20 protein-coding genes are annotated in these 24,688 nt (G+C 74.7%); 13 read left to right on the top strand and 7 right to left on the bottom strand.

Annotated elements, in window-relative coordinates; all coding sequences use genetic code 11:
- Positions 1–3 precede the first annotated feature (3 nt).
- Positions 4–663 (bottom strand): double zinc ribbon domain-containing protein, encoded by a 660-nt coding sequence (locus OG294_RS18650; RefSeq protein ID WP_327067637.1) that lies wholly within the window; start codon positions 661–663, stop codon positions 4–6.
- Positions 664–924: 261 nt separating this feature from the next.
- Here OG294_RS18650 and OG294_RS18645 point away from each other — a divergent pair, with 261 nt between their 5' ends.
- From OG294_RS18645 to OG294_RS18635, 3 genes are all read left to right on the top strand, one after another.
- Complete coding sequence (locus tag OG294_RS18645) at positions 925–1,545, top strand: hypothetical protein (RefSeq protein ID WP_327067636.1); 621 nt, start codon at positions 925–927, stop codon at positions 1,543–1,545.
- Positions 1,546–1,595: 50 nt separating this feature from the next.
- The gene (locus OG294_RS18640) at positions 1,596–2,864 is read left to right on the top strand and encodes a sensor histidine kinase (protein WP_327067635.1); all 1,269 of its coding nucleotides are present in this window, start codon (positions 1,596–1,598) and stop codon (positions 2,862–2,864) included.
- Positions 2,865–2,943: 79 nt separating this feature from the next.
- The gene (locus OG294_RS18635; RefSeq protein ID WP_327067634.1) at positions 2,944–3,681 is read left to right on the top strand and encodes a response regulator transcription factor; all 738 of its coding nucleotides are present in this window, start codon (positions 2,944–2,946) and stop codon (positions 3,679–3,681) included.
- 295 nt (positions 3,682–3,976) lie between these two features.
- Here the strand turns inward: OG294_RS18635 and tatA are convergent, their stop codons facing one another.
- On the bottom strand, positions 3,977–4,249 hold the full coding sequence (tatA, locus tag OG294_RS18630; RefSeq protein ID WP_327067633.1) for a Sec-independent protein translocase subunit TatA: 273 nt from the start codon (positions 4,247–4,249) through the stop codon (positions 3,977–3,979).
- A gap of 189 nt (positions 4,250–4,438) precedes the next feature.
- Positions 4,439–6,037 (bottom strand): MFS transporter, encoded by a 1,599-nt coding sequence (locus OG294_RS18625; protein ID WP_327067632.1) that lies wholly within the window; start codon positions 6,035–6,037, stop codon positions 4,439–4,441.
- A 110-nt stretch (positions 6,038–6,147) separates the two neighbouring features.
- Between OG294_RS18625 and OG294_RS18620 the strand changes: the two genes are divergently transcribed.
- Together OG294_RS18620 and OG294_RS18615 are read left to right on the top strand one after the other, a co-directional pair.
- Positions 6,148–6,744 carry a TetR/AcrR family transcriptional regulator gene (locus OG294_RS18620; protein ID WP_327067631.1) on the top strand — a complete coding sequence of 199 codons (597 nt, stop codon included), beginning with the start codon at positions 6,148–6,150 and terminating at the stop codon, positions 6,742–6,744.
- A 58-nt stretch (positions 6,745–6,802) separates the two neighbouring features.
- On the top strand, positions 6,803–7,081 hold the full coding sequence (locus OG294_RS18615; RefSeq protein WP_327067630.1) for a hypothetical protein: 279 nt from the start codon (positions 6,803–6,805) through the stop codon (positions 7,079–7,081).
- 52 nt (positions 7,082–7,133) lie between these two features.
- On the opposite strand, the gene OG294_RS18610 is transcribed toward OG294_RS18615, so the two are convergent.
- Complete coding sequence (locus OG294_RS18610) at positions 7,134–8,861, bottom strand: class I adenylate-forming enzyme family protein (RefSeq protein ID WP_327067629.1); 1,728 nt, start codon at positions 8,859–8,861, stop codon at positions 7,134–7,136.
- 68 nt (positions 8,862–8,929) lie between these two features.
- Positions 8,930–10,087: an acyl-CoA dehydrogenase family protein gene (locus OG294_RS18605; protein ID WP_327067628.1), complete on the bottom strand. Its 1,158-nt coding sequence runs from the start codon at positions 10,085–10,087 to the stop codon at positions 8,930–8,932.
- 314 nt (positions 10,088–10,401) lie between these two features.
- On the opposite strand from OG294_RS18605, the gene OG294_RS18600 reads away from it, so the two are divergent.
- The gene (locus OG294_RS18600; RefSeq protein ID WP_327067627.1) at positions 10,402–11,667 is read left to right on the top strand and encodes a TetR/AcrR family transcriptional regulator; all 1,266 of its coding nucleotides are present in this window, start codon (positions 10,402–10,404) and stop codon (positions 11,665–11,667) included.
- A 7-nt stretch (positions 11,668–11,674) separates the two neighbouring features.
- Here OG294_RS18600 and OG294_RS18595 read toward each other — a convergent pair whose 3' ends face one another.
- Positions 11,675–11,989, bottom strand: coding sequence for a hypothetical protein (locus OG294_RS18595; protein ID WP_327067626.1), 315 nt, complete (start codon positions 11,987–11,989; stop codon positions 11,675–11,677).
- A gap of 294 nt (positions 11,990–12,283) precedes the next feature.
- Between OG294_RS18595 and OG294_RS18590 the strand changes: the two genes are divergently transcribed.
- From OG294_RS18590 to OG294_RS18565, 6 genes are all read left to right on the top strand, one after another.
- Positions 12,284–14,281, top strand: coding sequence for an ATP-binding protein (locus tag OG294_RS18590; RefSeq protein ID WP_327067625.1), 1,998 nt, complete (start codon positions 12,284–12,286; stop codon positions 14,279–14,281).
- Positions 14,281–16,674 (top strand): hypothetical protein, encoded by a 2,394-nt coding sequence (locus tag OG294_RS18585; protein ID WP_327067624.1) that lies wholly within the window; start codon positions 14,281–14,283, stop codon positions 16,672–16,674. Before OG294_RS18590 ends, OG294_RS18585 begins: the two co-directional genes overlap by 1 nt.
- A gap of 163 nt (positions 16,675–16,837) precedes the next feature.
- Positions 16,838–17,497: a DedA family protein gene (locus OG294_RS18580; protein ID WP_327067623.1), complete on the top strand. Its 660-nt coding sequence runs from the start codon at positions 16,838–16,840 to the stop codon at positions 17,495–17,497.
- Between the two features lie 181 nt (positions 17,498–17,678).
- The gene (locus OG294_RS18575) at positions 17,679–19,607 is read left to right on the top strand and encodes a threonine/serine ThrE exporter family protein (RefSeq protein ID WP_327067622.1); all 1,929 of its coding nucleotides are present in this window, start codon (positions 17,679–17,681) and stop codon (positions 19,605–19,607) included.
- A 79-nt stretch (positions 19,608–19,686) separates the two neighbouring features.
- Positions 19,687–20,637, top strand: a complete 951-nt coding sequence (locus tag OG294_RS18570) for a hypothetical protein (protein WP_327067621.1) — start codon at positions 19,687–19,689, stop codon at positions 20,635–20,637.
- A 168-nt stretch (positions 20,638–20,805) separates the two neighbouring features.
- Positions 20,806–22,218 (top strand): C40 family peptidase, encoded by a 1,413-nt coding sequence (locus OG294_RS18565; protein ID WP_327067620.1) that lies wholly within the window; start codon positions 20,806–20,808, stop codon positions 22,216–22,218.
- Between the two features lie 37 nt (positions 22,219–22,255).
- On the opposite strand, the gene OG294_RS18560 is transcribed toward OG294_RS18565, so the two are convergent.
- The gene (locus OG294_RS18560; RefSeq protein ID WP_327067619.1) at positions 22,256–23,176 is read right to left on the bottom strand and encodes a LysR family transcriptional regulator; all 921 of its coding nucleotides are present in this window, start codon (positions 23,174–23,176) and stop codon (positions 22,256–22,258) included.
- Between the two features lie 93 nt (positions 23,177–23,269).
- Here OG294_RS18560 and OG294_RS18555 point away from each other — a divergent pair, with 93 nt between their 5' ends.
- Positions 23,270–24,643, top strand: coding sequence for an MFS transporter (locus tag OG294_RS18555; RefSeq protein ID WP_327067618.1), 1,374 nt, complete (start codon positions 23,270–23,272; stop codon positions 24,641–24,643).
- Positions 24,644–24,688: the final 45 nt, after the last annotated feature.

Genomic DNA, 24,688 nt, shown 5'->3' with positions numbered 1-24,688 from the left:
GCGCTACTGCCGGCTGCCGCAGCCGGGGCAGAAGGCCGCGCCCGCGGGCACGGCCGCCTGGCAGGAGCGGCAGCCCGCCGGATCGGCCAGCTTGTGGCCGCAGCCGGCGCAGAACGCCCCGCCGTGCGTCTCGGCGTTGCACTGCGGGCAGACCAGCTGCCGCTCGGTGCCCACGTCGTAGGCGTTCCCGGCCTCCTGCCCGGCCTGGTAGGCGCGCTGGGTCACCTGGTCGTTGAGCCCGCGGCGGCGGGCCGCCTCGGCCTCGGCGGCGGTGTCCGGCGCGCAGATCTGGCACAGGCCCTGGGCCGGGTTCCAGCACGTGTCGCAGACGTGCTGGGTGCACCGGGCGCAGCGGTGGAAGTGGCCCTGTGCGGCGCCGATCGCCCGCTCGAAGGCGGCGTCCTTGGCCCGGCCCCAGCCGGCGCCCGCCAGGCCGTCGACGGCGTTGGTGATGGTGCCGCCGTTGCCGTTGAGCACGCTCCAGGCCGCGCTGACCCCCTTGTTGACCCAGCCGGCCGCCCGCCCGGTGGTGAACGCCTCGAACGGCGATCTCCAGGCGTCGTAGCAGCGCTGGCAGTTGAACTCGAACTGGAAGCCCGCGCCGGTGCCGTACTGCTCGCACAGGTCGCGGTGGTTGTTGCTGAAGTAGATCTCGGTGGTCACTGCTGGTCCCCCCGGGGCGTCCGGTCGTCGTGGCGCTGCCAGCCGTACGACGTCACCGGGCGCCGACTGGTTCTGATTGTGTCCAACTGGTGTTCGATGCGCGAAGACTGCCATGCCGGACCAGGTGCGGCCAAGCCCCGACAGCCGCTGTTCACCCGGCGGACCCCCGCGGCTCAACCCTGGGGTGGAGGCGGCGGTTCCACCCGCCGGTCAACCCTGGAGCCGACGCCCGGACCGGGGCCCCGGCGGGAGGCTTGCACCATGGACACCACGACCTACCTCCTCAACGGCCTGCTGCTGGTGACGATCGTGCGCCAGGTGCGGGGCACCGAGCTGAACCTTGCCAACCTGCTGATCCCGCTGGGGACGGTGGCCGCTGCCGCGCTCGCCTTCCTGCACTCGGTCCCGACCGGTGGCGGCGACCTGACCCTGATCCTGGGCCTGGCCGGGCTCGGTGCGGCGCTCGGCGCGCTCGGCGGCTCGCTGGTGCGCCTGTCGGCCCTGCGGCCCCGGGCCGGTGCGCGGCAGGGCGCGAAGGTCCGGCTGCTCGCCCGCACGCCGCTGGCCGTGCTGCCCGTCCTGGTCCTGGGCAGCCTGGCGCGGCTGGCCTTCGCCTTCGCGGCGAACCACGGGCTGGGTCAGGCCATCGCCGACTTCAGCCGCGACCAGCGGATCACCGGCCAGGACGCCTGGGTCGCCGCCCTGGTCCTGATGGCGCTGGCCGAGGTGGTCACCCGTCTCACCGTGACCCGCCTGCGCGGCCACCTGCTCGGCCGCACCCTGGCGGCTCCGGCCGCTGCTTCGGCCACTGTCCCGGTCCCGGCCGCGGCCGCCGCCCGCCCTGCCCGCGCCCGGGCCGCCGCCCCCTTCGAGCCGGCATGACCTGGCCGGCGACTGGCCCGCGCACCGGCCTGCTCCCTATGCTGCGGGCCATGGCGAGCACAGCGTGGGGCGGGGACGAGGACGAACGGTCCACCGTGACCCTGGCGCAGCCCGGCAGCGACCCGGCGGTCAGCGCGCGGATCGCGCTCGCGCAGGTCCGGATCGACCAGCGGCGCAAGCGGCAGGTGTCCCGGTTGCGCCCGCTCAGCTGGCTGCTGCTGGTCGCCGTCGGCGTCTCCGCCTGGACCAGCTCGGTCACCCCGGGACTGACCGGCCGTCACCTGGCCGTCAGCCTGGCCCTGCTCACCTTCGCCGTGCCGACGGCGCTGGCCGGGGCCGGTCGGTGGCCGGGCCGGGACGAGCGGGGGCCGCGGGTCGTGCTGATCCTGCTGATCTCGCTGGCCGCGCTCACCCTCACCGCCCTGGTGCCCTCCGGCATCCTGAACGTGCTGCCGGTCTCCGGCGCCGTGATGCTCGGCTTCATCCGGCTGGACCTGCGCCCGGCGCTGCTGATCAGCGGCACGACCACGGTGCTGCTCGTGCTGCTGCTGGCCCTGACCGTCGACGACCCGGTGGAGACGATCACCTCCTCGGTGCTGCTCTGCGTGGTGCTGGCCGTCACCGCCCGGCTGATGCAGCAGAGCCGGGAGGGCCAGGACCGCACCGAACTGCTCTTCGCCGAGCTGGAGGACGCCTGGGAGGCGGAGACCAGGGCGGCGGCCGGCGCCGAGCGGGTCAGGATCGCCCGCGAGCTGCACGACGTGCTGGCCCAGTCGCTCTCCGCGCTGGCGATCCAGCTGGAGGGGGCCCGCAAGCTGGCCGAGCGCGACCGGGTCGCCCCGCTGCTCCAGCAGGTGATCAACCGCTCGGTGGAGCTGACCCGGGACGGTCTGGACGAGGCCCGGCAGGCGGTGGGCGCGCTGCGCGCCGAGCACCTGCCGGGCCTCGCCGAGGTCGCCCCGCTGGTCGAGCGCAGCGCCCGCGACCTGGACCTCGTCCTCGCGTTCAGCGTGCTGGGCAGCGCCCGCCCGGGTGAGCCGCAGGCCGAGTTCGCGCTCTACCGCGGTGTCCAGGAGGCGCTGACCAACGTGGCCCGCTACGCACGCGGCTCGCGCACCTCGGTGGTGCTCGACTACCGCGGGGGCGGCCGGGTGACCGTCAGCGTCACCAACACCGCGGGCACCGCGACCGCCCCGGCCACCGGGGGCGGCGGCAACGGGCTGCGCGGGATGCGCGAGCGGGTCGAGCGGGTCGGCGGCACCGCCGAGGCCGGTCCGGTCGGGGACGGCTGGCGGGTCGAGATGGAGGTCCCGGGATGAGCACCCGCCGTGCCCCCGCCCCGTGCCCGCACCCTCTGCCCAGCCCCGTCCAGCCGACCCCAGCACCGAGGAGCCCGAGATGATCCGCCTGGTGATCGCCGACGACCAGCGCGTCACCCGCGAGGGGCTGGCGCTGCTGATCGCTCTGAACGAGGGCATGGAGGTGGTCGCGCTGGCCGCCAACGGCGAGGAGGCGGTCGCGGCCGTCCTGGAGCACCGGCCCGACGTCGTCCTGATGGACCTCTCGATGCCGGTGCTGGACGGCATCGCCGCCACCACCGCGCTGGCCGAGCAGGTGCCCGGCACGCCCGTCCTGGTGCTCACCACCTACGCCGACGACGCCTCGATCTTCCCGGCGCTGCGGGCCGGCGCCAAGGGCTACCTGACCAAGGACGCCGGCTCGGACCGGATCGAGGAGGGCATCCGGGCCGTGCACGCCGGGCAGACCTTCATGGATCCGGTGGTCCAGCAGCGCCTGGTCGCCGCCGCCATCGGTGGCACCCCGCCGCAGCCCGCCGCTGACGCCGCCTCAGCGCCTGCCCGGCCCGCGGCCCCCGCCGCCGCGACCGGCACGTCCGCGGCGACCGGCACGACCGCGCCGGCCCAGGACGACGGGCTGACGGAGCGCGAGCGCGAGGTGCTGGTGCTGATCGCGGCCGGCCTGTCCAACCAGGAGATCGCCGAGCGCCTCTACCTCGGCCAGGCGACGGTCAAGACCCACATCAACCGGATCTTCGCCAAGACCGGCGCGCGGGACCGGGCGCAAGCCGTCCGCTACGCCTACCGCGCCGGGCTGGTCCCCGCCGACGGCGCTTAGGCCGTGTCTCACAATTCGCGTCGGATCAGCGCGCGGCGTTGGGCGCCCGGCTGGGCGTGCCGGCGAAGCGTCCTCGTACTGGGTCGTACTTGGATGATTCGCCGGTGCGTCCAGGCGGGATGCCCGGCGTCGCGCGCCTGGCGGGAATTGTGAGACACGGCCTAGGGCCTGTCCCGGACCGCCCGCCGTCAGCCCGCCCGCCGGAGCGCACCGAAGCGCCCGGGAGCACGACGAAGCCCCTGACCCGCTGTCGTCGGACGGCCTGTCAGGGGCTTCGGAAGTCGCGCTGCACAGCTCAGGCGGTGGTGTTCGTCTTGCTGGTCTCGTCAGCCTTGGTGACGTTGACCGGCGCCACCGCGGGGCGCGGCTGCTCGGTGGAGTTCGCCGTGGTGTTGGTGTCACCGCCGGGCGTGTCGTCCTCGCGCATCGCCTTGGTCTCGGCCTTCAGGATGCGCATCGACTTGCCCAGGCCGCGAGCCATCTCCGGCAGCTTCTTCGAGCCGAACAGCAGGATGAGGACAGCCAGCACCACGAGGAGGTGCCAGGGCTCCAGACCGTTGCGGAACATCCCTGACCACCGGTCCCTTCGGTTTTCTCGCTGTGACAGAGCCGGGCGGGGCCGCCCGGCCCTGCCAGTATGCCTGGCCCGGCGGCGGAACGTATACACCGCTCGGGAAACGGTGGTCAAAGAGGCGGTGACGCCGGCACGTTCGACGGATGTCTCCGCTGTGTGGTCTGGACCACACGGGGCAGGCGGTCAGGCCGGCCCGCCCGCGTCCGCGCCCACGCCGCTCAGCTGGGGGGATGCCGGGGTGGAGACCGGGGCGCCGGCCCCTGCCGCGCCCGCCTTCGGGAGGTGCCGCATCAGCCGGGACGCCAGCAGGCTGCCGCCCAGCAGGCACCCCAGCCCGATCCAGGCCGCCAGGTGCAGGCCGTCGGTGAAGGCCGACTGGCAGGCCGTCAGCAGCTCGTGCGCCGAGTGGGCCGGCAGGTCGGCCGCCACCGTGACGGCGCCGCCCAGCGAGTCGTGGGCCGCCCGGGCCGCCGCGTCGGGCAGCCCGGCCGGCAGCCGGTCCGTCAGCTGGGACTTGTAGACCGCCGCGCCGGCCGCGCCGAGCAGCGCGATGCCCAGCGAGCTGCCCAGCTCGCTCGCGGTCTCCGAGGTGGCGGAGGCGGCGCCGGCCCGGTCGGCGGGGGCGGCCGAGACGATCAGGTCGGCGGTGAGGGTCATGGTGCCGACCGTCCCGGCGGCCAGGAAGCCGGCGGCGGTCAGGATCAGCGCCAGCGGCGAGTGCGGGCCGACCCAAGTCATCAGGGCGAAGCCGGCCGCGCCGACCAGGAAGCCGCCGGCCATCTGGTGGCCGGGCCGGACCCTGCCCGCCAGTGCGCCGGAGATCCCGACCGCCGCGCCGACCCCGGTGCTCGGCAGCAGCGACCACAGCGCGGCGGTCAGCGGGCTCATGCCCTTGACCAGTTGCAGGTACTGCGAGGTGAAGAGGGTGAAGCCCATCATGGCGAACATCGCGAGGGTAGAGATCGAGATCGATCCCGCGTAGCTGCGGATCCGGAACAGGCCGAGGTCGATCAGCGGGTTCGCACAGGTCAGCTGGCGCCGGGCGAAGAGCGCGCCGGCGACCAGGCCGGCGGCCAGGGCCGCGGCGGGCAGCGGGTGCCAGCCGTCGACGGCCAGCGTCTTGACCCCGTAGACCAGCGGCAGCACGGTGGCCAGGGACAGCCCGGCGCCCAGCAGGTCGAAGCTCCCGCGCCGCGGCGCCCGGTACTCGGGCAGCAGCAGCGGCCCCAGGAGCAGCAGCAGGCCCATCGCCGGGATCGCGACCAGGAACGCCGAGCCCCACCAGAAGTGGTTGAGCAGCAGTCCGCCGGCCACCGGTCCGAGCGTCGCGCCGCCGGTCAGCGTCCCGGTCCAGGCGCCCATCGCGGCCTGGCGCTGCTTGGGGTCCGGGAACATCGTGCGGATCAGCGCGAGCGTGCTGGGCATCAGCGTGGCGCCGGCGACGCCGAGCACCGCCCGGGCCGCGATCAGCTCGGCCGCACTGCCGGACCAGGCCGCCAGCAGCGAGGCCGCGGCGAAGCCGGCGGCGCCCAGCAGCAGCAGCCGGCGCCGGCCGATCCGGTCGCCCAGCGCGCCCATCGGGATGAGCAGCCCGGCCAGCAGGAACGAGTACATGTCCATGATCCACAGCTGCTGGGTGCCACTGGGCCGCAGATCGGTGCTGATGAACGGGACGGCGAAGAAGAGCACGCCCATGTCCATCGAGAGGACCAGGGTCGGAAGCAGGAGGACGGCGAGGCCCGCCCAGGCGCGGCGGCCGGCGAGGCCGTTGGTTGCGGTCATGGAGAGAACGGTACGAGCGTGTCAGACGTTTGTCTAGTACAGATGTGCAAGACGAATGTTCGAGACATATGACCAAGACAGATGTCTGAGAGCGCAGTACCATGCGGACCATGGGAAACCGCGAAGAACTGCTGGCCGGCGCCAAGCGCTGCCTGGCCGAGAAGGGCTACGGCCGTACCACCGCACGGGACATCGCGACGGCCTCCGGGGTGAGCCTGGCCGCGATCGGCTACCACTTCGGCTCCAAGGACGCGCTGCTCAACATCGCGCTGATCGAGGCCATGGGTGACTGGGGCGAGACGCTGGGCGCGGCGCTGGCCGGGACGGCCGGGCTGGAGCTGACGCCCGAGGAGCGCTTCGTGGCCAGCTGGGACCAGGTGCTCGGCACCTTCGCGGAGAGCCGCGGCCTGTGGAAGGCGCAGTTCGAGGTGCTCGCCCAGGTCGACCACGTGCCGGAGATCGCCAAGGCGATGGCCGACGCCCAGGGGGACGCCCGGCTCGGGCTCTCCGCGCTCTTCCAGGGCAAGGCCGAGGTGCCGGACACCGAGGAGGAGCACTCCCGCGGCGCGTTCCTGCAGATGATCCTGGCGGGCGTCGCGGCGCAGTGGCTGATCGCGCCGGACCGGGTGCCGACCGGGCGGGACCTGTACCGCGGGCTCCAGCTCCTGGCCGGCGGCATGCTCACGCCGCCCGCGCCCGCCGCCTGACGCTCGGTCGGACCCGTTCGGCGTGCGGGGCGCACCGGGCGCCCCGAGGGTGGGCCGTATGGCGACCTTTCAGAAGTTCAACAGTGCGTTCCCGGTCAACCGGCGGCTGCTCGGCGCCGGCCTGATGCTCGGCGGCGTCGGCGCGGCGGCCGGGCTGCTGGGGACGGTGCTGGTCGGCGTGGCGCTGGCCACCGCCGGGCGCAGCTGGGTCCAGCAGTTCGAGACCTCGCCCGGCGAGCGGGCAGCCCGGGCCCTGCAGCAGGCCAGGGCGGCCTCGCAGGCAGGCCTGGACGCCTGGCGCACGGCCTCGGTGCCGGACGGGGCGCAGCTGAACTGACCGGCCGCGGCCGGGCGCCGAGCGGAGCGGGGCGGGCGGCCCTGCTCCGCTCTCAGGGCCGGTCCGGCGAGCCGCCCAGCGCCGCCCGCAGCTCGCCCTTGACGAGCTTGCCGGTTGCGTTGCGCGGCAGCGGCTCGTCCCGCAGGACCAGGTGCGCCGGTACCTTGAACGCCGCCAGCCGGGCCCCGACGTGCCGCCGCAGCTCCTCGGCGTCCGCCTGCGCGCCCGGTCGCAGCCGCACCACCGCGGCCACCTCCTCGCCCAGTGCCGGGTGCGGCAGGCCGAGCACCGCCGCCTCCGCGACCGCCGGGTGGTCCAGCAGCACGCCCTCGACCTCGCCGCAGTACACGTTCTCGCCGCCGCGGATCACCATGTCCTTGAGCCGGTCGACCACGTAGAGCTCGCCGTCGCGCCGGAACGCCAGGTCGCCGGTGCGGAACCAGTCGCCGCTGAACGCGGCCGAGGTGGCCTCGGGCGCCCGCCAGTAGCCGCGGAACACCGACTGCCCGCGCAGCCACAGCTCGCCCACCTCGCCGTCCGGCAGCCCGGCGCCGTCCGGACCGGCGATCCGCACCTGCACCGCGGGGGCCGGCCGGCCGATGCTGTCGGGGTGCTCCAGGTAGCGGGCGCCGACATTGGCGATCACGCCGCCGCAGACCTCGGTCAGGCCGTAGCCGTTGCGGGCCTCGACCCGTCCGTCGAACTGCCGGTGGACCCGCCGGACCAGTGCGGGCGGCGCCGGGGCGCCGCCGGTGCTGAGCCCGGTCAGGCTTTCCAGCGCGAGCCCGCGGCGGGCGGCCGCGTCCAGCAGGCCCAGCGCGGTGGTCGGGACCCCGCTGTAGCCGGTGACCCGCTGCCCGGCGATCAGCTCCAGTGCCGCCTCGGCGTCCCACCGGCGCATCAGCACGGCGGTGCCGCCACTGGCCATCAGCGGGAAGAGCGTGCTGAACGCGGCCACGTGGAAGAACGGGTAGGTCAGCAGCACGGTCTGCGCCGGGAGCCGGCCGAGGTCGCGCCCGGCGGCCAGGTGGGCGCCGGCCAGGAAGAACCGCGGGTGCAGGACGGCGCCGCACCAGGCGGACTGGGTGGCGACCACGCCCTTGGGGCGGCCGGTGGTGCCGGAGGTGTACATGATGGTGGCGTCGTCCCCGGCGGAGACCGGCACCTCGGGGGCGGTCACGCCGTCCGGTGGGGGCGGCAGCTGCTCGAACCGCTCGGTCCGGGGCGCGTCCAGGTGCGCCGACCCCGCCGGCACCTCCGCGGTCAGCAGCCAGGGCCGCGGGCCGCTCGCGCCGCGCGCCGCCAGCCAGCCCGCGATCCGCTCGGTCCGCTCCGGGTCGGCCACCACCAGGGCGGGCTCGCAGTCGTCCAGCGCGTAGGCCAGCTCCTCGGCCGACCACCAGGCGTTCAGTGGGACGGCGATCAGGCCGGCGAGCTGGGCGGCCCAGAAGGCGATCTGCCACTCGGGCAGGTTGCGCATGGCGATCGCCACCCGGTCGCCGGGGCGCAGCCCGTAGTGCTCCAGGCAGCGGTGGGCGAGGGCGGCGGCAGCCGCGTAGTGCTCGGCGTAGCTGCGGGTGCGCCCGTCCAGCAGCAGGAAGGGGCGCTCGCCGTGGCTCCGGGTGCTCGCCAGGAAGTCGCGCAGCACGGTCGGCCCGTCCGCGTAGCGCGGCCCGCGCGGGGTGTCGACCGTGGCGAACGGGGCGCCGGGGGCCGAGAGCGTCGCCCGCGCCCGGGCGACGGCGGCCGGCGAGCTGCCGGGCGGGGTGGGCGTGGTCATCGGCGTCCTTCAGGAACGGCGGCGGGCCTGCCCACCCTAAGGTGGACAGGCCCGCCGGGCACAGGCCGTTACAGGCCGAGCGACTTGGCGATGATGGTCTTCATGACCTCGCTGGTGCCGCCGTAGATCCGGAACACCCGGTTGTCGGTGTAGAGCCGCGCGATCGGGTACTCCAGGATGTAGCCGTACCCGCCGTGCAGCTGCAGGCACTTGTCGATCACCTCGGCCGCCGCCTCGGTGCAGAACAGCTTCGCCTCGGCGGCGTCCGCCACCGTCAGCTCGCCGTTCTGGTACTGCTCCAGGGCGGTGTCCACGAAGACCTGCATCGCGGTGACCTGGGTCTTGCAGTCGGCCAGCACGAACTTGGTGTTCTGGAACTCGGCCACCGCCTGGCCGAAGACCTTGCGGTCCTTGACGTACTGCAGCGCGAAGTTGACCGCCGCGGCGGCGGCCGCGTAGCCGCCGACCGCGATCGCCAGGCGCTCCTGCACCAGGTTGTGGGTCAGGTAGGAGAACGCCTTGCCCTCCTCGCCGAGCAGGTCGGCGACCGGCACCTTGACGTCGCTGAAGGCCAGCTCGGCGGTGTCGGAGGTGCGCAGGCCGATCTTGTGCAGCTTGCGGCCCACCGAGTAGCCCTCGGACGTGGTGTCCACGCAGAGGATCGACAGCCCGGCCCGGCGGTTGGCCGGATCGTACGGGCTGGTGCGGGCGACCACGAGCACCAGGTCGGCCAGCGCGCCGCCGGTGATGAAGGTCTTCGCGCCGTTGAGGACGTAGTGGGTGCCGTCCTCGGAGAGCTTGGCGGTGGTGCTGATGCCCGCGAGGTCGGAGCCGGCGCCCGGCTCGGTCATCGCGATCGCGGTCATGATCTCGCCGGAGACGAAGCCGGGCAGCCAGCGCTGCTTCTGCTCCTCGTTGGCGTACTCCAGCAGGTAGGGCAGCACCAGACCGGTGTGCACGCCCGAGGAGCCGAAGCTCACGCCCGCGCGGGCCACCTCCTCGGTGATCACCGCCTGGTACTTGAAGCCGGTCTCGCCCGCGCCGCCGAACTCCTCCGGCACCTCGATGCCGAAGACGCCCAGGTCGCCGAGCTTGTTGTAGAAGGAGCGCGGCGGGTGGCCCTCGGCCTCCCAGCTCTCGTAGACCGGGACGACCTCCTTGGCGATGAAGTCCCGGATGGTGCTCCGGAACGCCTCGTGGTCCTCGTTGTACACAGTGCGGCGCACGACGGCGCTCCCTTCGCACGGGTGGCTCGCGGGACCGGCCTGCGCGGCGGGCCCCGCGATCGATGGGGGCGGCCCCGGCGGCCCCGGTGTGGGGGTCCGGGGCCGGCGGGGCCACAACCCAGCGCTCTCGGGTGCCAGGTTGATCGATCGCTAAGTTAATCGCCAGTAGCTTTCCTGTCCAGAGTCGGCGCGCCCCGGACCGACATGGTTATTCCCGTTGCAGTGGTGGACCTATCCGGGGGTTATGTGAATCATTGCTAGCCGGGCGCGGCCAGCAGCGGCGGCGCCGGTGACGCGAGGTCCAGGGAGGGCGGATGGGACGGGAGGAGACCGGGCCGGCCCGCCGCCCGCGCGGTCGGCGGACGCAGATCCTCGCCGTGGCCGCCGAGCAGTTCCACCGCCGCGGCTACCACCAGGTGGCGATGGCCGAGGTGGCCGCGGCCGTCGGGATCACCGCCCCCGCGCTCTACCGGCACTACCGGGGCAAGCCCGAGCTGCTGCGCCAGTCCGTCTGCGGGGGCCTGGCGGAGCTCGCCGCCGCGACAGCGGAGGTGCCGGCGACGGCGGACGCTTCGGCCGGGCCGGCCGGGCTGGCCGCCGCGCTGGCCCGGGTGGCGCTGGACCAACGCGCCCTGGCCACCCTGTGGCAGCGCGACGCCCGGCTGCTGCCCCCGGCCCAACGGGCCGAGCTGCGCCGCGCGTTGCGCTCCTGCGTCACCGGGGCCGGTCGGCGGCTGAGCGCCGCCCGTCCGGAACTCGGCCAGCAGCAGGCCGAGTTGCTGGTCTGGTCGGCGCTCTCGGCGGCCGGCAGCCTGTCGTACCACACCTTCGCGCCGCCGCGCCGGCGCTTCGAGCGCCTGCTGACCGACCTGCTGCTCGGCCTGCTCGCCGCCTCGCCGGGCCCGCCCCGGCCGGTGCCTGCGGGGCGCCCGCCCGAGGGCGGCCTGGCCGGCCGCCGCGAGGAGCTGCTGGCGGCGGCGGTGCGGCTGTTCGACGAGCGCGGCTTCGACAACGTCAGCACCGACCGGCTCGGCGCGGCGGTCGGCATCGCGGGGCCGAGCCTCTACAAGCACTTCCCGGCCAAGGCCGACCTGCTGGCCGCGGCGCTGGTGCGCTGCCGCGAGCGGCTCGGGCACGAGGTGGTGGCGGTGCTGCTGGCCGCGGGCGATCCGGCCGAGCGGCTGGCCGAGGGGCTCCGTGCGTACACCGCCTTCGCCCGGCGCCACCGGCACTACCTGGGTGCGATGGTGAGCGAGACCGAGCGGCTGGCCGCGCCGGACCGCAAGGCGGCGCTGGACTTCCGCCGGGACTTCCTGCGGATCTGGGTGGAGCTGCTGCGCCAGGTGCACCCCGGCTACGACAAGGCCGAGGCCCGGATCCGGGTGCACGCGATGTTCGCCCTGGTCAACGACGGGGTGCGGAACAGCTCGCCGGTCGGGGGAGCCGAACTGGCGCCACGCCTTGACCAGTTGGCCTGCGTGCTGCTGGGCGTGCCGGTGGCGGGCGGCGACGGGCCGCCGAACGCCCGCGGGGGTGGGTCCGCGTCCGGACCCACCCCCGCCTCAGCGGTGTCGAACTGACGCGAGGTCAGCCGGCGGGCGCGTAGTGCACCGCGTGCAGGAAGTTGAGGTTGCCCTGCTCGCTGCCGACCAGGCCGGAGTTGCCGGCGACCGCGTTGGTGTTGTTCTGGTTGCTGCCGCCGGAGCCGGTGGCGGTCTGCTGGGAGGAGTTGCCGTTGCCGGTCACGCTGCCGACCACGTTGCCGGAGCCCCAGTTGCTCACGACGCTGCTGTTGGAACCGTTGTCGGAGCCGGCGCCGTTGTCGGCCTGCGCGCTGCCGATGCCGAGGATGAGGAAGGCGCCGAGGGCGGTGGCGGCGGTGATGGCACGGGTACGGGACACGATGGTCTCCCTAGGAGTACGGGTAATGCTGCGAGTTGGCGCCTTCGGGGTGGCCGCCCCGGTGCGCCGGTTGACTGACGTCGCCTGATCAGGATCACTCCGTACTCCGGTCGGATGCCAGTGAATCGGGCACGATTCGCTCAATGGGGTCATCTGGGGCGGAAATCGACCGAACCAGGTTTGATCGCCGTGAAAGCTGGCAGGGACGGCGGCACAAGGGCGGCTGTCACGGACCCGTTCGGCCGCCGGGAAACCGGTGGTCCCATGATTGTCAGACTGGCAGACTGGGGCCTCATGTCTGAAGGTCAGGAGAACCTGCGCACCACCGAGGTCGATCTCGGCGGCCTGGTGAGCGTCCTCGCCACCCACCTCTACTCCACGCCCCTGGTCGCGCTGCGCGAGCTGGTGCAGAACGCGCACGACTCGCACACCCGCCGCCGCCTGGAGGACCCGCAGGGCGCGGCCGGCCACCGGCCCCGGATCCGGGTGCGGGCCGACGCCGCCGCCCGGACCCTGGCGATCGAGGACACCGGCGCCGGCCTGACCGAGCCGGAGATCCACGCCTACCTGGCCACCGTCGGCACCGGCTACACCCGGCTGCTGCGCGAGGTCACCGGCAACGAGGAGCTGATCGGCGCCTTCGGCCTCGGCTTCCTCTCCGCCTTCTCGGTGGCCGAGGAGGTCACCGTCACCACCACCTCGCACCGCGAACCGGCCCTCGGCCACCGCTACCGCAGCCGCGGCGGCGAGCAGTACAGCGTCGAGCCGGTCCCCGCCCGGCCGCAGCCGGGCACCGTGGTCGAGCTGACCCTGCGGCCCGAGCACGCGCACCTGGCCGACGAGGACGCGCTGCGCGAGGTGCTGGGCCGCTACTGCGTGCTGCTGAGCGTCCCGGTGCACGTCGGCGACGACGAGCAGCCGGTCAACGGCATCCGGGTGCCCTGGCGCGAACAGGTCCCGCCGATCGCGCCGGGCCGCCTGCACGCGGCCCGGATGGAGTTCGCCGCCGCCTTCGGGCGCCGGTTCGAGCCGCTGACGGTGTTCCCCTTCGAGGCGGCCGGCGGCGGGGCCGAGGCGATCGGCCTGCTCTGGGTGCAGGACGGCGCCACCTACGGCAGCAGCGACAACCGCGACCTGGCCGTCTACCTGCGCGGCATGCTGCTCGCCGACGACGCCCGCGACCTGCTGCCCAGCTGGGCCGGGTTCATCGGCGGCGTGGTCGAGTCCAACCGCCTGACCCCCACCGCCAGCCGCGAGGACCTGCAGCGCGACGAGCACTACCGGGCGCTCCAGCGGGCGCTGGCCGACGCGATCGTCGACGGCCTGTACGAGACGGCCCGGCTGCACCCGGCCGCCTGGCGCCGGATCCTGGCCCGGCACGGGCAGGACCTGCTCGGCGCCGCGCTCTGCGACGAGCGCCTGTTCACCCTGCTCGCCGACGACGTCCCGGTGCCCACCTCGCAGGGCGACCTGACCGCCGGTGCGCTGCGTGCGGCGGGGCAGGGCGCGGTGCACGTCGCGCTCGGATCCGGGGGCGGCTTCGAGGAGATGCTCTACCGGGCGATGCAGGTGCCGATCGCCCGCGGCGACCGGTACGCCGTGCTGCCCTTCCTGCGCCGCTACGCGCAGCTGCGCGACTGCCGGATCGTCGAGCTGGGCAGTGCGGACGGCAACCGCGAGCTGTTCCGCGACCCGGAACAGCCCCTGCCCGCCGAGGAGTTGGGCTGGCTGTCGGCCGCACTGGCGGAGCCCGGCGAGCAGGTGGTGCCGGCCAGGTTCGAACCGCCGGGCCTGCCCCTGGTGCTGGTGCCCGACCGGGAGGCGGAGCTGAAGGCGCGGATCGAGGACGACCAGGCGGACGCCCGGATCCCGTCGGCGGCGCTGCGCCTGGCCCGGGCCTTCACCGCCCGTACCGACGGCACGGTCCGGGCCCGGCTCTACCTGAACACCGCCTCGCCCGCCGTCCAGGACCTGCTGCGGGCCTACCGGGCCGGCCACACCGGCAGCACCACGGCGGCGGCCCTGCTCCGCTCGATCAAGGTGATCATGGCGGCGGCGGGTGCCACCGGCTCGGCCGGCGGCGACCTGGGGGCGGCGCTGGCCGGGGTCGGCACGGCGGTCGCCGCGCTGACCGCGCCCCCGGCGGAGGGACTGTCAGCGGGGCTCGACAGACTCCTCGACGACAGCCGGCCCGACGGCGGCCCGCAGCACGGCGGCCCTCAGAACGGCGGCGCGCGGCAAGAAGGTCCGTGGCACGACGGTTCGCAGCACGAGCAGGGGGAGGGTGCCTGATGACCACCGATGTCTGGGGCTGGGTCCACGACACCCACGAGCAGCTGGTCGAGGGCGGCCAGCACCGGCTGGCCACCGCGCTGGTCGAGATCGCCGGCCACGCGGTCGACGGGCGCAACGAGCAACTGGACGCGATGTACCCGGAGGCGCTCGCCTCGGCCCGCGCCCTCGGCCTGCCCTGGGTGGAGGTCTTCCTGCGGCACTGGCGGCTGCAGAACCTGCTGAACAAGCGCCACCAGGGCGAGCAGGCGATGACCGAGGCGGTCTCGCTGCTGGAGTTCGCGCACCGCGAGGAGACCGCCGACTGCCCGCAGTCGGTCTGCGCCGTGCAGGACTTCACCATCTGCCACGCCAACATCGACGGCCCCGGCTACGTCCCCGAGCGGCTCGCCGTGCTGGAGGAGGCGCTGGCGCGGGTCGAGCCGGCCCGTGCCTGCTTCGACTGCCTCTCCCGCGAGTACGCCGACACCCTGGAGGACGACGGCCGGGCCGAGGCCGCGCTGGCCCACCTGGACCGGGCGCAGACCCGGATCCAGGCGGCGGGCGAGCGTGTCTCGCTCTCCTTCGGCCAGGCCAGGGCCGGCGCGCTGCACCGGCTCGGCCGCTACCAGGAGGCGCTCGACGCGCTGGACGCCGCCGTGCAGGCGCACACCGCCGCCCGCCAGGTGCTGGACGAGGACGACCACCGCAAGCTCGGCGTGATCCGGGCCCGCGCGCTGGCCGCGCTCGGGCGCCATCAGGAGGCGCTGGAGCAGCTGCCGCCGGTGGCCCAGGCCGACGGCTACGCCGACATCCGGCACCGCTGGGCGGACGCGGTCGAGCGCCTGGTGGCCGCCGACCGCTACCCGAACGACGCCCGGCTCGGCGTCCGGCTCGCCCACTGGGTCTCCTACCTGGACGCGGCCGGCTCGCACCGCCCGTGCCTGGACCTGGCGCTGGTCGCCGGGCGGCTCGCGGTCGGCCGCGGGGCGCGCGAGGTCGCGCTGGCGCTGGTGGCCACCGGCGAGCGCAAGCTCGCCCTGCTGCGCCGCACCGACACGGTGGCCGGCCCGCTCGCCGAGCTGCGGCAGGCCGCCGCCGCGCTGCCGGTGCCCGCGCTTCCGGTGGCCCCGGCCGAGCTGCCGGGCTGGCTCGGCGAGCGGGCCGCGGCGCAGCCCGGAGCCGAGCCGGCGCCGGAGGCGGACCTGGACCTGCTGGCCGCCGCCTGGGCCGCGCTGGAGCGCGACCCGGGCGCCGAGGAGCGCGGGGCCGCCACCGACCTGCTGCTCCACCTGGCCGGACTGCTCGCCTCGCTGGGCCACGAGCACTCCTCCGCCGCCCTGCTCTGGGCCCGCCTGGAGCAGGACCCGGGCCATCAGGACCTGATCGGCATGCTCGCCTCGGTGCTGATCGAGGCCCGTGACGACGCGGGCCTGCGCCGCCTCGCCGACCGGCTGGCCCCCGCGCAGCCCGGTGACGCGCACTGGATCCGCGCCCGCTGGGCGGCGGCCGAGAGCCGCTGGGCCGAGGTGCTGGAGAGCTGCGAGGCGCTGCTGGCGCTGGAGCCGGACCGGATCAACCCGCGCCGGCTGGGCGCCGCCGCGGCCACCGAGCTGGGCGAGCACGGCCGCGCCCAGCGGCTCTACCAGGACCTGCTGGCGCACGCGCTGCCCGCGGAGGGCACCGCGCCCGAGCAGCAGTACCGCACCGTCCAGCCCGCCGACCTCTGGCACCTGATCACCGCCGCGACCGCCAACCGCGACTGGGCGGTGGTGCGCGAGGCCGGCGCCCGGCTCGGCATCGAGTTCGACGAGCCCGAGGGCCCGGTGGCGGAGGAGTGGCAGCTGGTCACCGTCCGGGCCCGGCGCGCCAACGGGGCGACCACCGACCTGCCGGCCGTGCGGACCGGTCCGGCCACCGCGCGGATCCTGCCGGTGCTGGGCGAGGACATCCCGCTCAACCACCACGACGTGGTGGTCTTCGCGCCCGCCCTGCTGGAGCCCGCCCCGGCCGAGGACGCGAGCGAGGAGGAACAGGCCCGCTGGCGGCCGACCTTCGAGCTGCTCACGCTGCTCGACCCGGCCGGCTACACCAGCTGGTTCCTGGACGGCGCCTGGCCCGGCCCGCAGGCCTGGAACGAGCTGCGCGAGGCACTGGCCGAGGCCGGGTACGGGCTGTGGGCGTACAGCGGGGAGCAGTACGTGATCACCGATCCGGCCGGCGAGGCGGCCGGGCTGCCCGGCATCTACGCCGCCCTCGGGGTGCCGCCGACCGCCGCCGCCGGCGAGGCCGACGCGCTGCTCACCCGGCTGACCGCGCACTGGGCGCACCCGCTCAGCTGGCTGGACCTGGCCAAGGCGGCCGGCGCGGACCCGGTCCGCCACGAGGAGATCGTCAGCCGCTACGGCCTGTGATCCCGGCGGTGGCCGCACCGGTACCGACCGGCGCGGCCACCCCTTCGGCCTGCTTCTTTGCCAATGCTTTACCATGAGATGACCAACGCATTGGCAGACCGGTTGGCCGTCCCCGTGCCCGGACCGCTGACGTGAGCCCCCGAGACCATCCGGAGCGCCCCACGTGCACAGCCTCGCCCTCGGGCCGTCCTGGCTCGACCCGACCCAGCTCGTCTCGACCTTCGGGCTGCTCGGCATCCTGCTGGTGGTCTTCGCCGAGTCCGGCCTGCTGATCGGATTCTTCCTGCCCGGTGACTCGCTGCTCTTCACCACCGGCCTGCTGGTCGCGCACGGGCAGTACCTGAGCCAGCCGCTCTGGCTGGTCTGCCTGCTGGTGGTCGCCGCGGCGGTGGCCGGCGACCAGGTCGGCTACCTGTTCGGACGGCGGGTCGGGCCCACGCTCTTCAACCGCCCCGAGTCGCGGCTCTTCAGACGGGAGAACGTCACCAAGGCCGGTGCCTTCTTCGAGCGGCACGGGCCCAAGGCGATCGTGCTGGCCAGGTTCGTGCCGATCGTGCGCACCTTCACCCCGATCGTGGCCGGCGTCGGGCGGATGAACTACCGCGTCTTCGCGCTCTACAACCTGGTCGGCGGCCTGCTCTGGGGCGGCGGCGTCACGGTGCTCGGCGCCTGCCTGGGCCGGATCGCCTTCGTGCGCGAGCACATCGAGCTGATCCTGGTCGGCGTCGTGCTGGTCTCGGTGCTGCCGGTCGCGGTCGAGATCCTTCGTGCTCGCAGGATCTCGACCGCGACCGCCGGTGGCGGCCGGCACCGCGCCCGCTGAGCCGCTGACCTGCGACCGCGCGCTGTCGCCCGGCAGCTCACTCGACGTATCGTCTGCTTTTCGGAACCTTCTCGACCTGTCTGGGCGACTTGTACACATGCGTCCTGACCCGGCATCGGGCAAGGTGGAGGCGAAGATCACGGACGGTGGCGGTGCCACCCCGGGGCGGTGAGGAGCGGCAGTGCCTAAGCGGGGCCGACCGGGCGGCAGCAGGAGTGCCCGCGGCGGGAAGAGCGCGAACCGGGGCGGGAACGGCGCCGACCGGACGGGCAACCGGCCCCAGGACCGGCCCGAGGCCGCGCCGAAGCCCGTCCCGCCCGCCCAGGCGCCGCCCACCGAGGGCCTGCTGGCCAACGCCGCCCCGCCCGCCGACCAGGTGCAGCTGATCCCGCTGGCGCCGTTGCCGCAGGAGACCGAGGGGCTGCTCGGGCCCACCGTCGAGACCCCCGCGCCGCTGTCCCCGGCCGAGCCCGCGGCGAAGGCGAAGGAGAAGGAGAAGCAGGACGGGGTGCCGCCCGAGGACACCGTCGAGTCGCAGTACCCGGACGAGTTCGCCGCCTTCGCCGAGCTCGGCGGCGGCTCCGAGGACACCCTCACCCCTGAGGTCTGGCGCGCCGTCGGCTACAACCCGCCCAGCGGCGCCATCCCGACACTGCGTCAGGGCGCCCCCGGAGCCGCGCCCTGGCCGGACCGGATGCGCACGCTGCTGCGCACCCCGATGTCCGAGCGGCCCGCCTTCGAGCGCACCCCGCGCGAGGCCAAGTCCGAGGCCACCGCCCGCAACGTGCCGCGGATCCTGGACCTGACCCTGCGCATCGGCGAGCTGCTGCTCGCCAGCGGCGAGAGCGCGGAGGACGTCGAGGCCGCCATGCTCGGGGTCAGCCACGCCTACCAGCTGGACCGCTGCGAGCCGCAGGTGACCTTCACGCTGATCTCCATCTCCTACCAGCCCTCGCTGGTCGAGGCCCCGGTCACCGCCGCCCGGGTGGTGCGGCGGCGCACCTCCGACTACACCCGGCTCGCCGCCGTGTACCGGCTGGTCGCGGACATCACGGCGGAGAAGATCACGGTCAACGACGCCTACCGGCGCCTGGCCCTGATCCGCCGCAACCGGCACCCCTACCCCACCTGGCTGCTCACGCTCACCGCCGGCCTGCTGGCCGGCGCGGCCACCTTCCTGGTCGGCGGCCGGATCGACGCCAAGGCCTGGCTGGTCTTCCTCAACGCCGTGGTCGCCGCGATCATCGGCGACCGGCTGGCCATCCTGGTGGCCCGCCGCGGTCTGCCGGAGTTCTACCAGTTCGTGCTGGCCGCGATGCCCGCCGCGGTCTGCGGCATCATCCTGTCGCTCAACAGCTCCTCGCTGCGCGGCTCGGTGGTGATCACCGGTGGCCTGTTCGCCCTGCTGCCCGGGCGCGCCCTGGTGGCCGCCGTGCAGGACGGCCTGACCGGCTTCTACATCACCGCCGCGGCCCGGCTGCTGGAAGTCGTCTACCTGGTCGCGGGCATCGTGATCGGCGTGATGCTGGTGCTCTACGCCGGGGTCAGCTACGACGCGCAGCTGCGGCCCGCCGAGTCGCTGAGCGGCATCTACAACCCGCCGATCCAGCTGGTCGCGGCGATGCTGCTCACCCTCTTCTTCGCGATGCTGCTGCAGACCAGCCGGCGCACCCTGGCCCTGGTCACCTTCAACAGCGGCATCGGCTGGACCGTCTACGGAGTGCTCGCCTACAACGCGCAGATCTCGCCGATCGTCGCCACCGGCATAGCCGCCGGCCTGGTCGGCCTCTTCGGCCAGCTGATGGCCCGCTTCCGGTACGCCTCCGCACTGCCCTATGTCACCGCGGCGCTCGGCCCGCTGATGCCCGGATCCGCGCTCTACCTCGGCATGCTCTCCTTCGCCCAGGGCCACCCGTCCGCGGGGCTGGTCTCGATCAGCCGGGCCGCCGCCATCGCGATGGCGCTGGCGATCGGGGTGAACCTGGGAGGCGAGGTGGCCCGGCTCTTCATGAAGGTGCCGGGCGTCGGGACGCTCGCGGGCGGCGAGGTCCGGCTGGTGCCCTACCTGACCGGACCACGGCGGGCGGCCAAACGTACCCGTGGCTTCTGACCGCGCGTTAGCAGCACGTCGTACCGAAGCACCGCCGTACCGAAGCAAGCACCGAGGAAGCACCGAGGACGTACCGCCCATGCAGATCGCCGGCCTGGTGGAGGGATACCGCGCTCACATCGTCGCCGCCCACAAGCAGCCGCTCCTCCTGCTCCTGGTCGGCTTCATCAGCTCCTTCCTGCTGATCCGGGTCAGCGTCCGGATGATCCGGGCCAAGGTCCGCTGGTGGCCGGGGAACATCACGCCCGGCGGGCTGCACATCCACCACATGGTCTTCGGCGTCGGCTGCCTGCTGGTGGCCGGCATCGGGGTGTTCGCCACCAACGGCGGGCACCCGTGGATCGACTGGTTCGGGCTGCTCTTCGGGATCGGCTGCGGTCTGGTGCTGGACGAGTTCGCGCTGATCCTGCACCTGGAGGACGTCTACTGGAGCGAGCAGGGCCGCAAGTCGGTGGACGCGGTGATCCTCGGCATCCTGCTGACCGCGCTGCTGCTGACCGGCTCCGTGCCGCTCAGTGTGGTGCCCGGACAGAGCGGCTCGGACGGCTCCGGGCGGTGGGGACTGGTCGCGGTGATCTCGGTCAACGCCCTGATGTCGGTCGTCGCGCTGTTCAAGGGCAAGCTGTGGACCGGGCTGCTCGGCATCATGGTGCCCGGCCTGTCCTGGATCGGCGCGATCCGGCTGGCCCGCCCCGCCAGCCCGTGGGCGCGCTGGCGCTACGCCGAGCGGCCACGGCGCCAGGCCCGCGCCTGGCGCCGCGAGCGCCTGCTGCACGCCCGCGCGGAGCGGGCCAAGACCTGGTTCTTCGACCTGATCGCCGGTGCCCCGGACAAGGTCCCCGCCCACCACACCGCCACCCACCGGATGGCGGAGGCGATGGCGGCCCGGGCCGCCGCGCACCTGGAGGCCAGCCGCGCCGCCCGGCCCGCCGAGCCCCCCGAGCGCGGCGCCGACCAGCGCCGGCGCACCGTGCAGGCGGGCCGCGCCCGCTCCTACCTCGGCCGGGGACCGCGCCGCCGCACGCCCTGACCCGGGCGTCGGCTGAGCCGACGTCAGGTGACGACCTGTCAGGCGTGATCATCCACTCGGCCGCACGGAGCTGGCGGGGAACGTCGAGCGGATTTGAGAATATGACGTCTGGTGACTGAATTGTCACCTGATGGGATGTTTCGCCGATCGTCGAAGGGTGAGGGCTCCTTGCTGGCACGCAGACTTCTGACCGCCCTGCTGCTGACCCTGACCGCCCTCGCCGGCCCGCTCCCGTCGCCGGAACCCACAGCCGTGGCGGCCGCGGCCCCCGCCCGGGTGCCGCTCGGTGCCGTGGCCGACGATGCACCGGCACCCGACGGCGTGCCCTATCCGTCCACCGGGTCGATCGCGGACGCCAGGGCCGAGGCCGACCGCCGGGCCGCCGACACCGCGGCGATCGAGGACCGGCTGGCCGGGGCCAAGACCGAGCTGGAGCAGGCCGCCCGGGAGGCCGAGGAGGCCGTGGAGGCCTACGACGGCGCCCAGGTCAAGCTCGCCAGGGCCCGCACCGAAGCGGGTGCGGCCACCACGCGGGCGGCGGTCGCCGAAGCGGCCAGGGTCGATGCCGCCGAGAGCGCGGCGAGCCTGGCCGCCGCCAGCTACCGGCTCGGTGCCAGCCCCGAACTCACCGCGGTCAACGCCCTGCTGGGCGCCGAGGGGCCGCGCGCGGCCGGCGAGCAGGCCGTCATGGTGGGCGCCGCGGGCCGCAGCACCCGGCAGATCCTGGACGCCGCCACCAGCACCGCCAAGGCCGCGGGCGAGGCCGCGCGCACCGCGCAGCACGCCACCGACGAGGCGCAACAGGCCGCCGAGGCCGTCCAGGCGGCCAAGGGCCGGGCGCAGGCGCGGCTGACGGACCAGCAGCAGCTCGTCACCCGGCTCGACCAGCAGCGCGAGCAGCTGCTCGGCGAGCTGGCCGCCGCCCGGGACACCACGGTGGAGCTCGAACGCCAGCGCCAGGACGCGCTGGACGCGATCGCCGCCCAGCAGGCCGAGGCGGCGGCCAAGGCCGCTGCCCAGGCCGCAGCCACCGCGCAGGCCGAGGCCGCGGCCGAGGCCCAGGCCCAGCAGTCCGCACCGCGGCCCGACCCCGCCCCGGCGGCCCCCGCCCCCGGGCCGGGCGACGCACCGGCCACCGATTCCGGCAGCGCTGCCGCGCCGGGTGGTGCTCCGGGTGGTGCTCCGGGCGGCGCCTCCAACGGTGGCTCCTGGAGCGCGTCCGGCGCGCAGGCCGCCCTCGACTTCGCCCGGAGCAAGATCGGCCTGCCCTACATCTGGGGCGGCGAGGGCCCGGCGGGCTACGACTGCTCGGGTCTGACCATGCTCGCCTGGCAGCAGGGCGGCAAGCGGCTGACCCACTTCGCCGCCGACCAGTACGCCGAGTCGACGCCGGTCAGCTACGCCCAACTGCGCCCCGGCGACCTGGTCTTCTGGACCCACACCGGCCGCGCCGCCGACATCTACCACGTCGCCATCTACCTCGGCGACGACCAGATGATCGAGGCTCCCCGCACCGGCGTCCCGATCAAGCAGGCCAGCCTCTGGATCATGGGCCGCCCCGACTTCTACGCCCGCCCCTGAGACCCGCCCCTGAGACCCGGCCCGCGCGGTCGGCGCCTCAGCAGGCGCGGGCGGGGTGCGGGCGCTGGGGGAGGGGGTCGGCGCGGCGGGCCACGTCGAGGAGGGTGTGCAGCGCCTGTTCGGCCAGGCCCAGGCGGGGGTGCCACTGGGCGATGATGCTGACCGGGCGGATCGGTTCGGCCAGGCGCAGGGCGACCAGCTCGCCGGCCGCCAGCTCGCGGGCGACCGACAGCTCGGGCAGCAGGGTGACCCCGCGGCCGTGTCCGGCCAGGCGCAGCAGTGCGGCGAGGGAGCCGGTGATCAGCGTCTGCCGGATGCCGGCGAGCAGGTCGCGGCCCAGGCGGTCCACCAGCATCTGCGAGGTGCAGCTCGGCTCGACGACCATGAACTCCTGGCCGAGCAGCTGACCGGGCGTCACCGACTCCTGCCGGGCCAGCGGATGGAAGGGGGAGGCGACCAGCAGGGTGCGGTCGTGGCCGACCACCGCGTGCGGCCCCAGCGCCCGCAGGCCGTTGTCGTACTGGAAGACCAGGTCCACCTCGCGCGCGGCGAAGGCCTGGTCCAGGTGGCTGCGGCGGCCGACGGTCAGCTCGGCCCGGGCGACCACGCCCGGGCCGCCCGCACCGTACTCGTAGGCCGCCAGCACGTCCGGCATCCAGGCGTGGGCCAGCGACTCCTGGGCGCCGATCCGCAGCCTGGGCCGGTCGCCGAGTGCGGCGCGGCGCATCCGCTCGGCCAGCTCCAGCGCCTCGCGCGCGTGCGGCAGCACTCGCCGGCCGGCCTCGGTGAGGGTGGCGCCGGTCCCCGCGCGCACCAGGACGGTCACGCCGAGGTCCGCCTCCAGGCGTTTGAGCTGGGCGCTGACGCTCGACTGGGCGTACCCCAACTCCTTGGCGGCGGCGGAGATGCCGCCGTGGTCGGCGACGGCGACGAAGGCGCGCAGGTAGCGAGTGTCCACGGCGCCAGCATGGCATGGTCCATCGGATTGTCCGATGGGGTTATCGACATTGCGGCGTCGCCGGGCCGTGGGTCGCGGGGGGAGCCTGCTGCCATGACCACCGAGATCGCCGCCAGCCCCACCGTCCGTTCACCCGAGGCAGATCCGCCGGCCCGCTCGCGCCTGGCCTTCGCCGGCATCGCGATCGGCAACCTGCTCGTCCTGCTCGACACCTCGGTCCTCAACGTCGCCGTACCCGACCTGCAGCGCTCGCTGCACCCGTCCGCCGCCGCGCTGCCCTGGGCCGTCGACGCCTACACCGTCGTCTTCGCCGGACTGCTGCTCACCGCCGGGGTGTTCGCCGACCGCTGGGGCGCCCGCCGGGTCTACGTCGGCGCGCTCGGCGCCTTCGCCGCGCTGTCCGCGCTGTGCGCCGCCGCGCCCGGCGTCGGCCTGCTGATCGCCGGGCGGGCGCTGCTCGGTGCGGCCGGTGCGGGCCTGGTACCGGCCTCGCTCGCGCTGCTCATCGCGCTCAACCCGGACCCCGTGCGCCGCACCCGCGCCATCGGTGCCTGGGCCGCGGTGGGCGGCCTGGGCGCGGCCGTCGGGCCGGTACTGGGCGGCGGCCTGGTCGAACTCGGCGGCTGGCGGCTGGTGTTCCTGATCAACCCGCCGATCGCGCTGGCCGCCGTGGCGCTGGCCCGCCGGCTGCCGGCCGCCCCCGTCCGGTCCGCCCGGGCGCTGGACCGTCCCGGGCTGCTGCTGTCCACCGGCTCGCTCGGTGCGCTCACCTTCGGCCTGGTGGAGGCCGGTATCCAGGGCTGGGGTTCGCCGCAGGCCTGGATACCGATCGGGTTCGCGCTGCTCGGCCTCGTCGCGCTGGCGGTGGTGGAACGCCGGGTCGCCGCCCCGCTGCTGCCGTCCGCGCTGCTCGCACTCCCGCGGGTGCGGGCCGCGCTGCTGGCCGCCGCGGTCTCCTGCTTCGGCTACTTCGGCGGGATGTACCTGATCGACGTCTGGCTCCAGCACGGGCAGGGGCGCTCCCCGCTCGGGGCGGGGCTGGCCTCGCTGCCGTTGACCTTCCCGGTCTGCGTGATGCCGTTCTTCACCGGCCGTCTGGTCGCCAGGTACGGTGCCCGCCCGGTGCTGCTGGCCGGGATGTCCGCCACCGCACTGGCCGGTGTGCTGCTGGCCCGCTGCGGTGGGCACCCGCCCTTCCCGCTGTTCGTCGCGGCCGAACTCGCGCTCGCCGTGGCGGGGACCCTCGCGATCCCCGGTGCCGCCGCCGAGATGGCCGTCGCCGCGCCGCCGGAGCTCGCGGCCACCGGCCAGGGAGCGCTCAACGGGATCCGGCAGTCGGGCTCGGCGCTCGGCGTCGCGGTGCTGGGCACCCTGGGCACGCTGCCGGGCGCCGGGTACGTGCTGATCGTCCTCGGGGGACTGGCGGTGCTGCTGATCGCGGGCAGCACCGCACGGGGGCGGCGGTGAGGCGGCGGAAAAACCGGGTGCCCCGAGCGCAGCCGCCGTCCTAAC

Source organism: Kitasatospora sp. NBC_01302 (assembly GCF_035976515.1).
In the GTDB taxonomy this organism is placed as follows: Bacteria; Actinomycetota; Actinomycetes; order Streptomycetales; family Streptomycetaceae; genus Kitasatospora.
The sequence above is the reverse complement of the archived record's forward strand: the minus strand, read 5'-3'. Positions and strand labels throughout refer to the sequence as shown.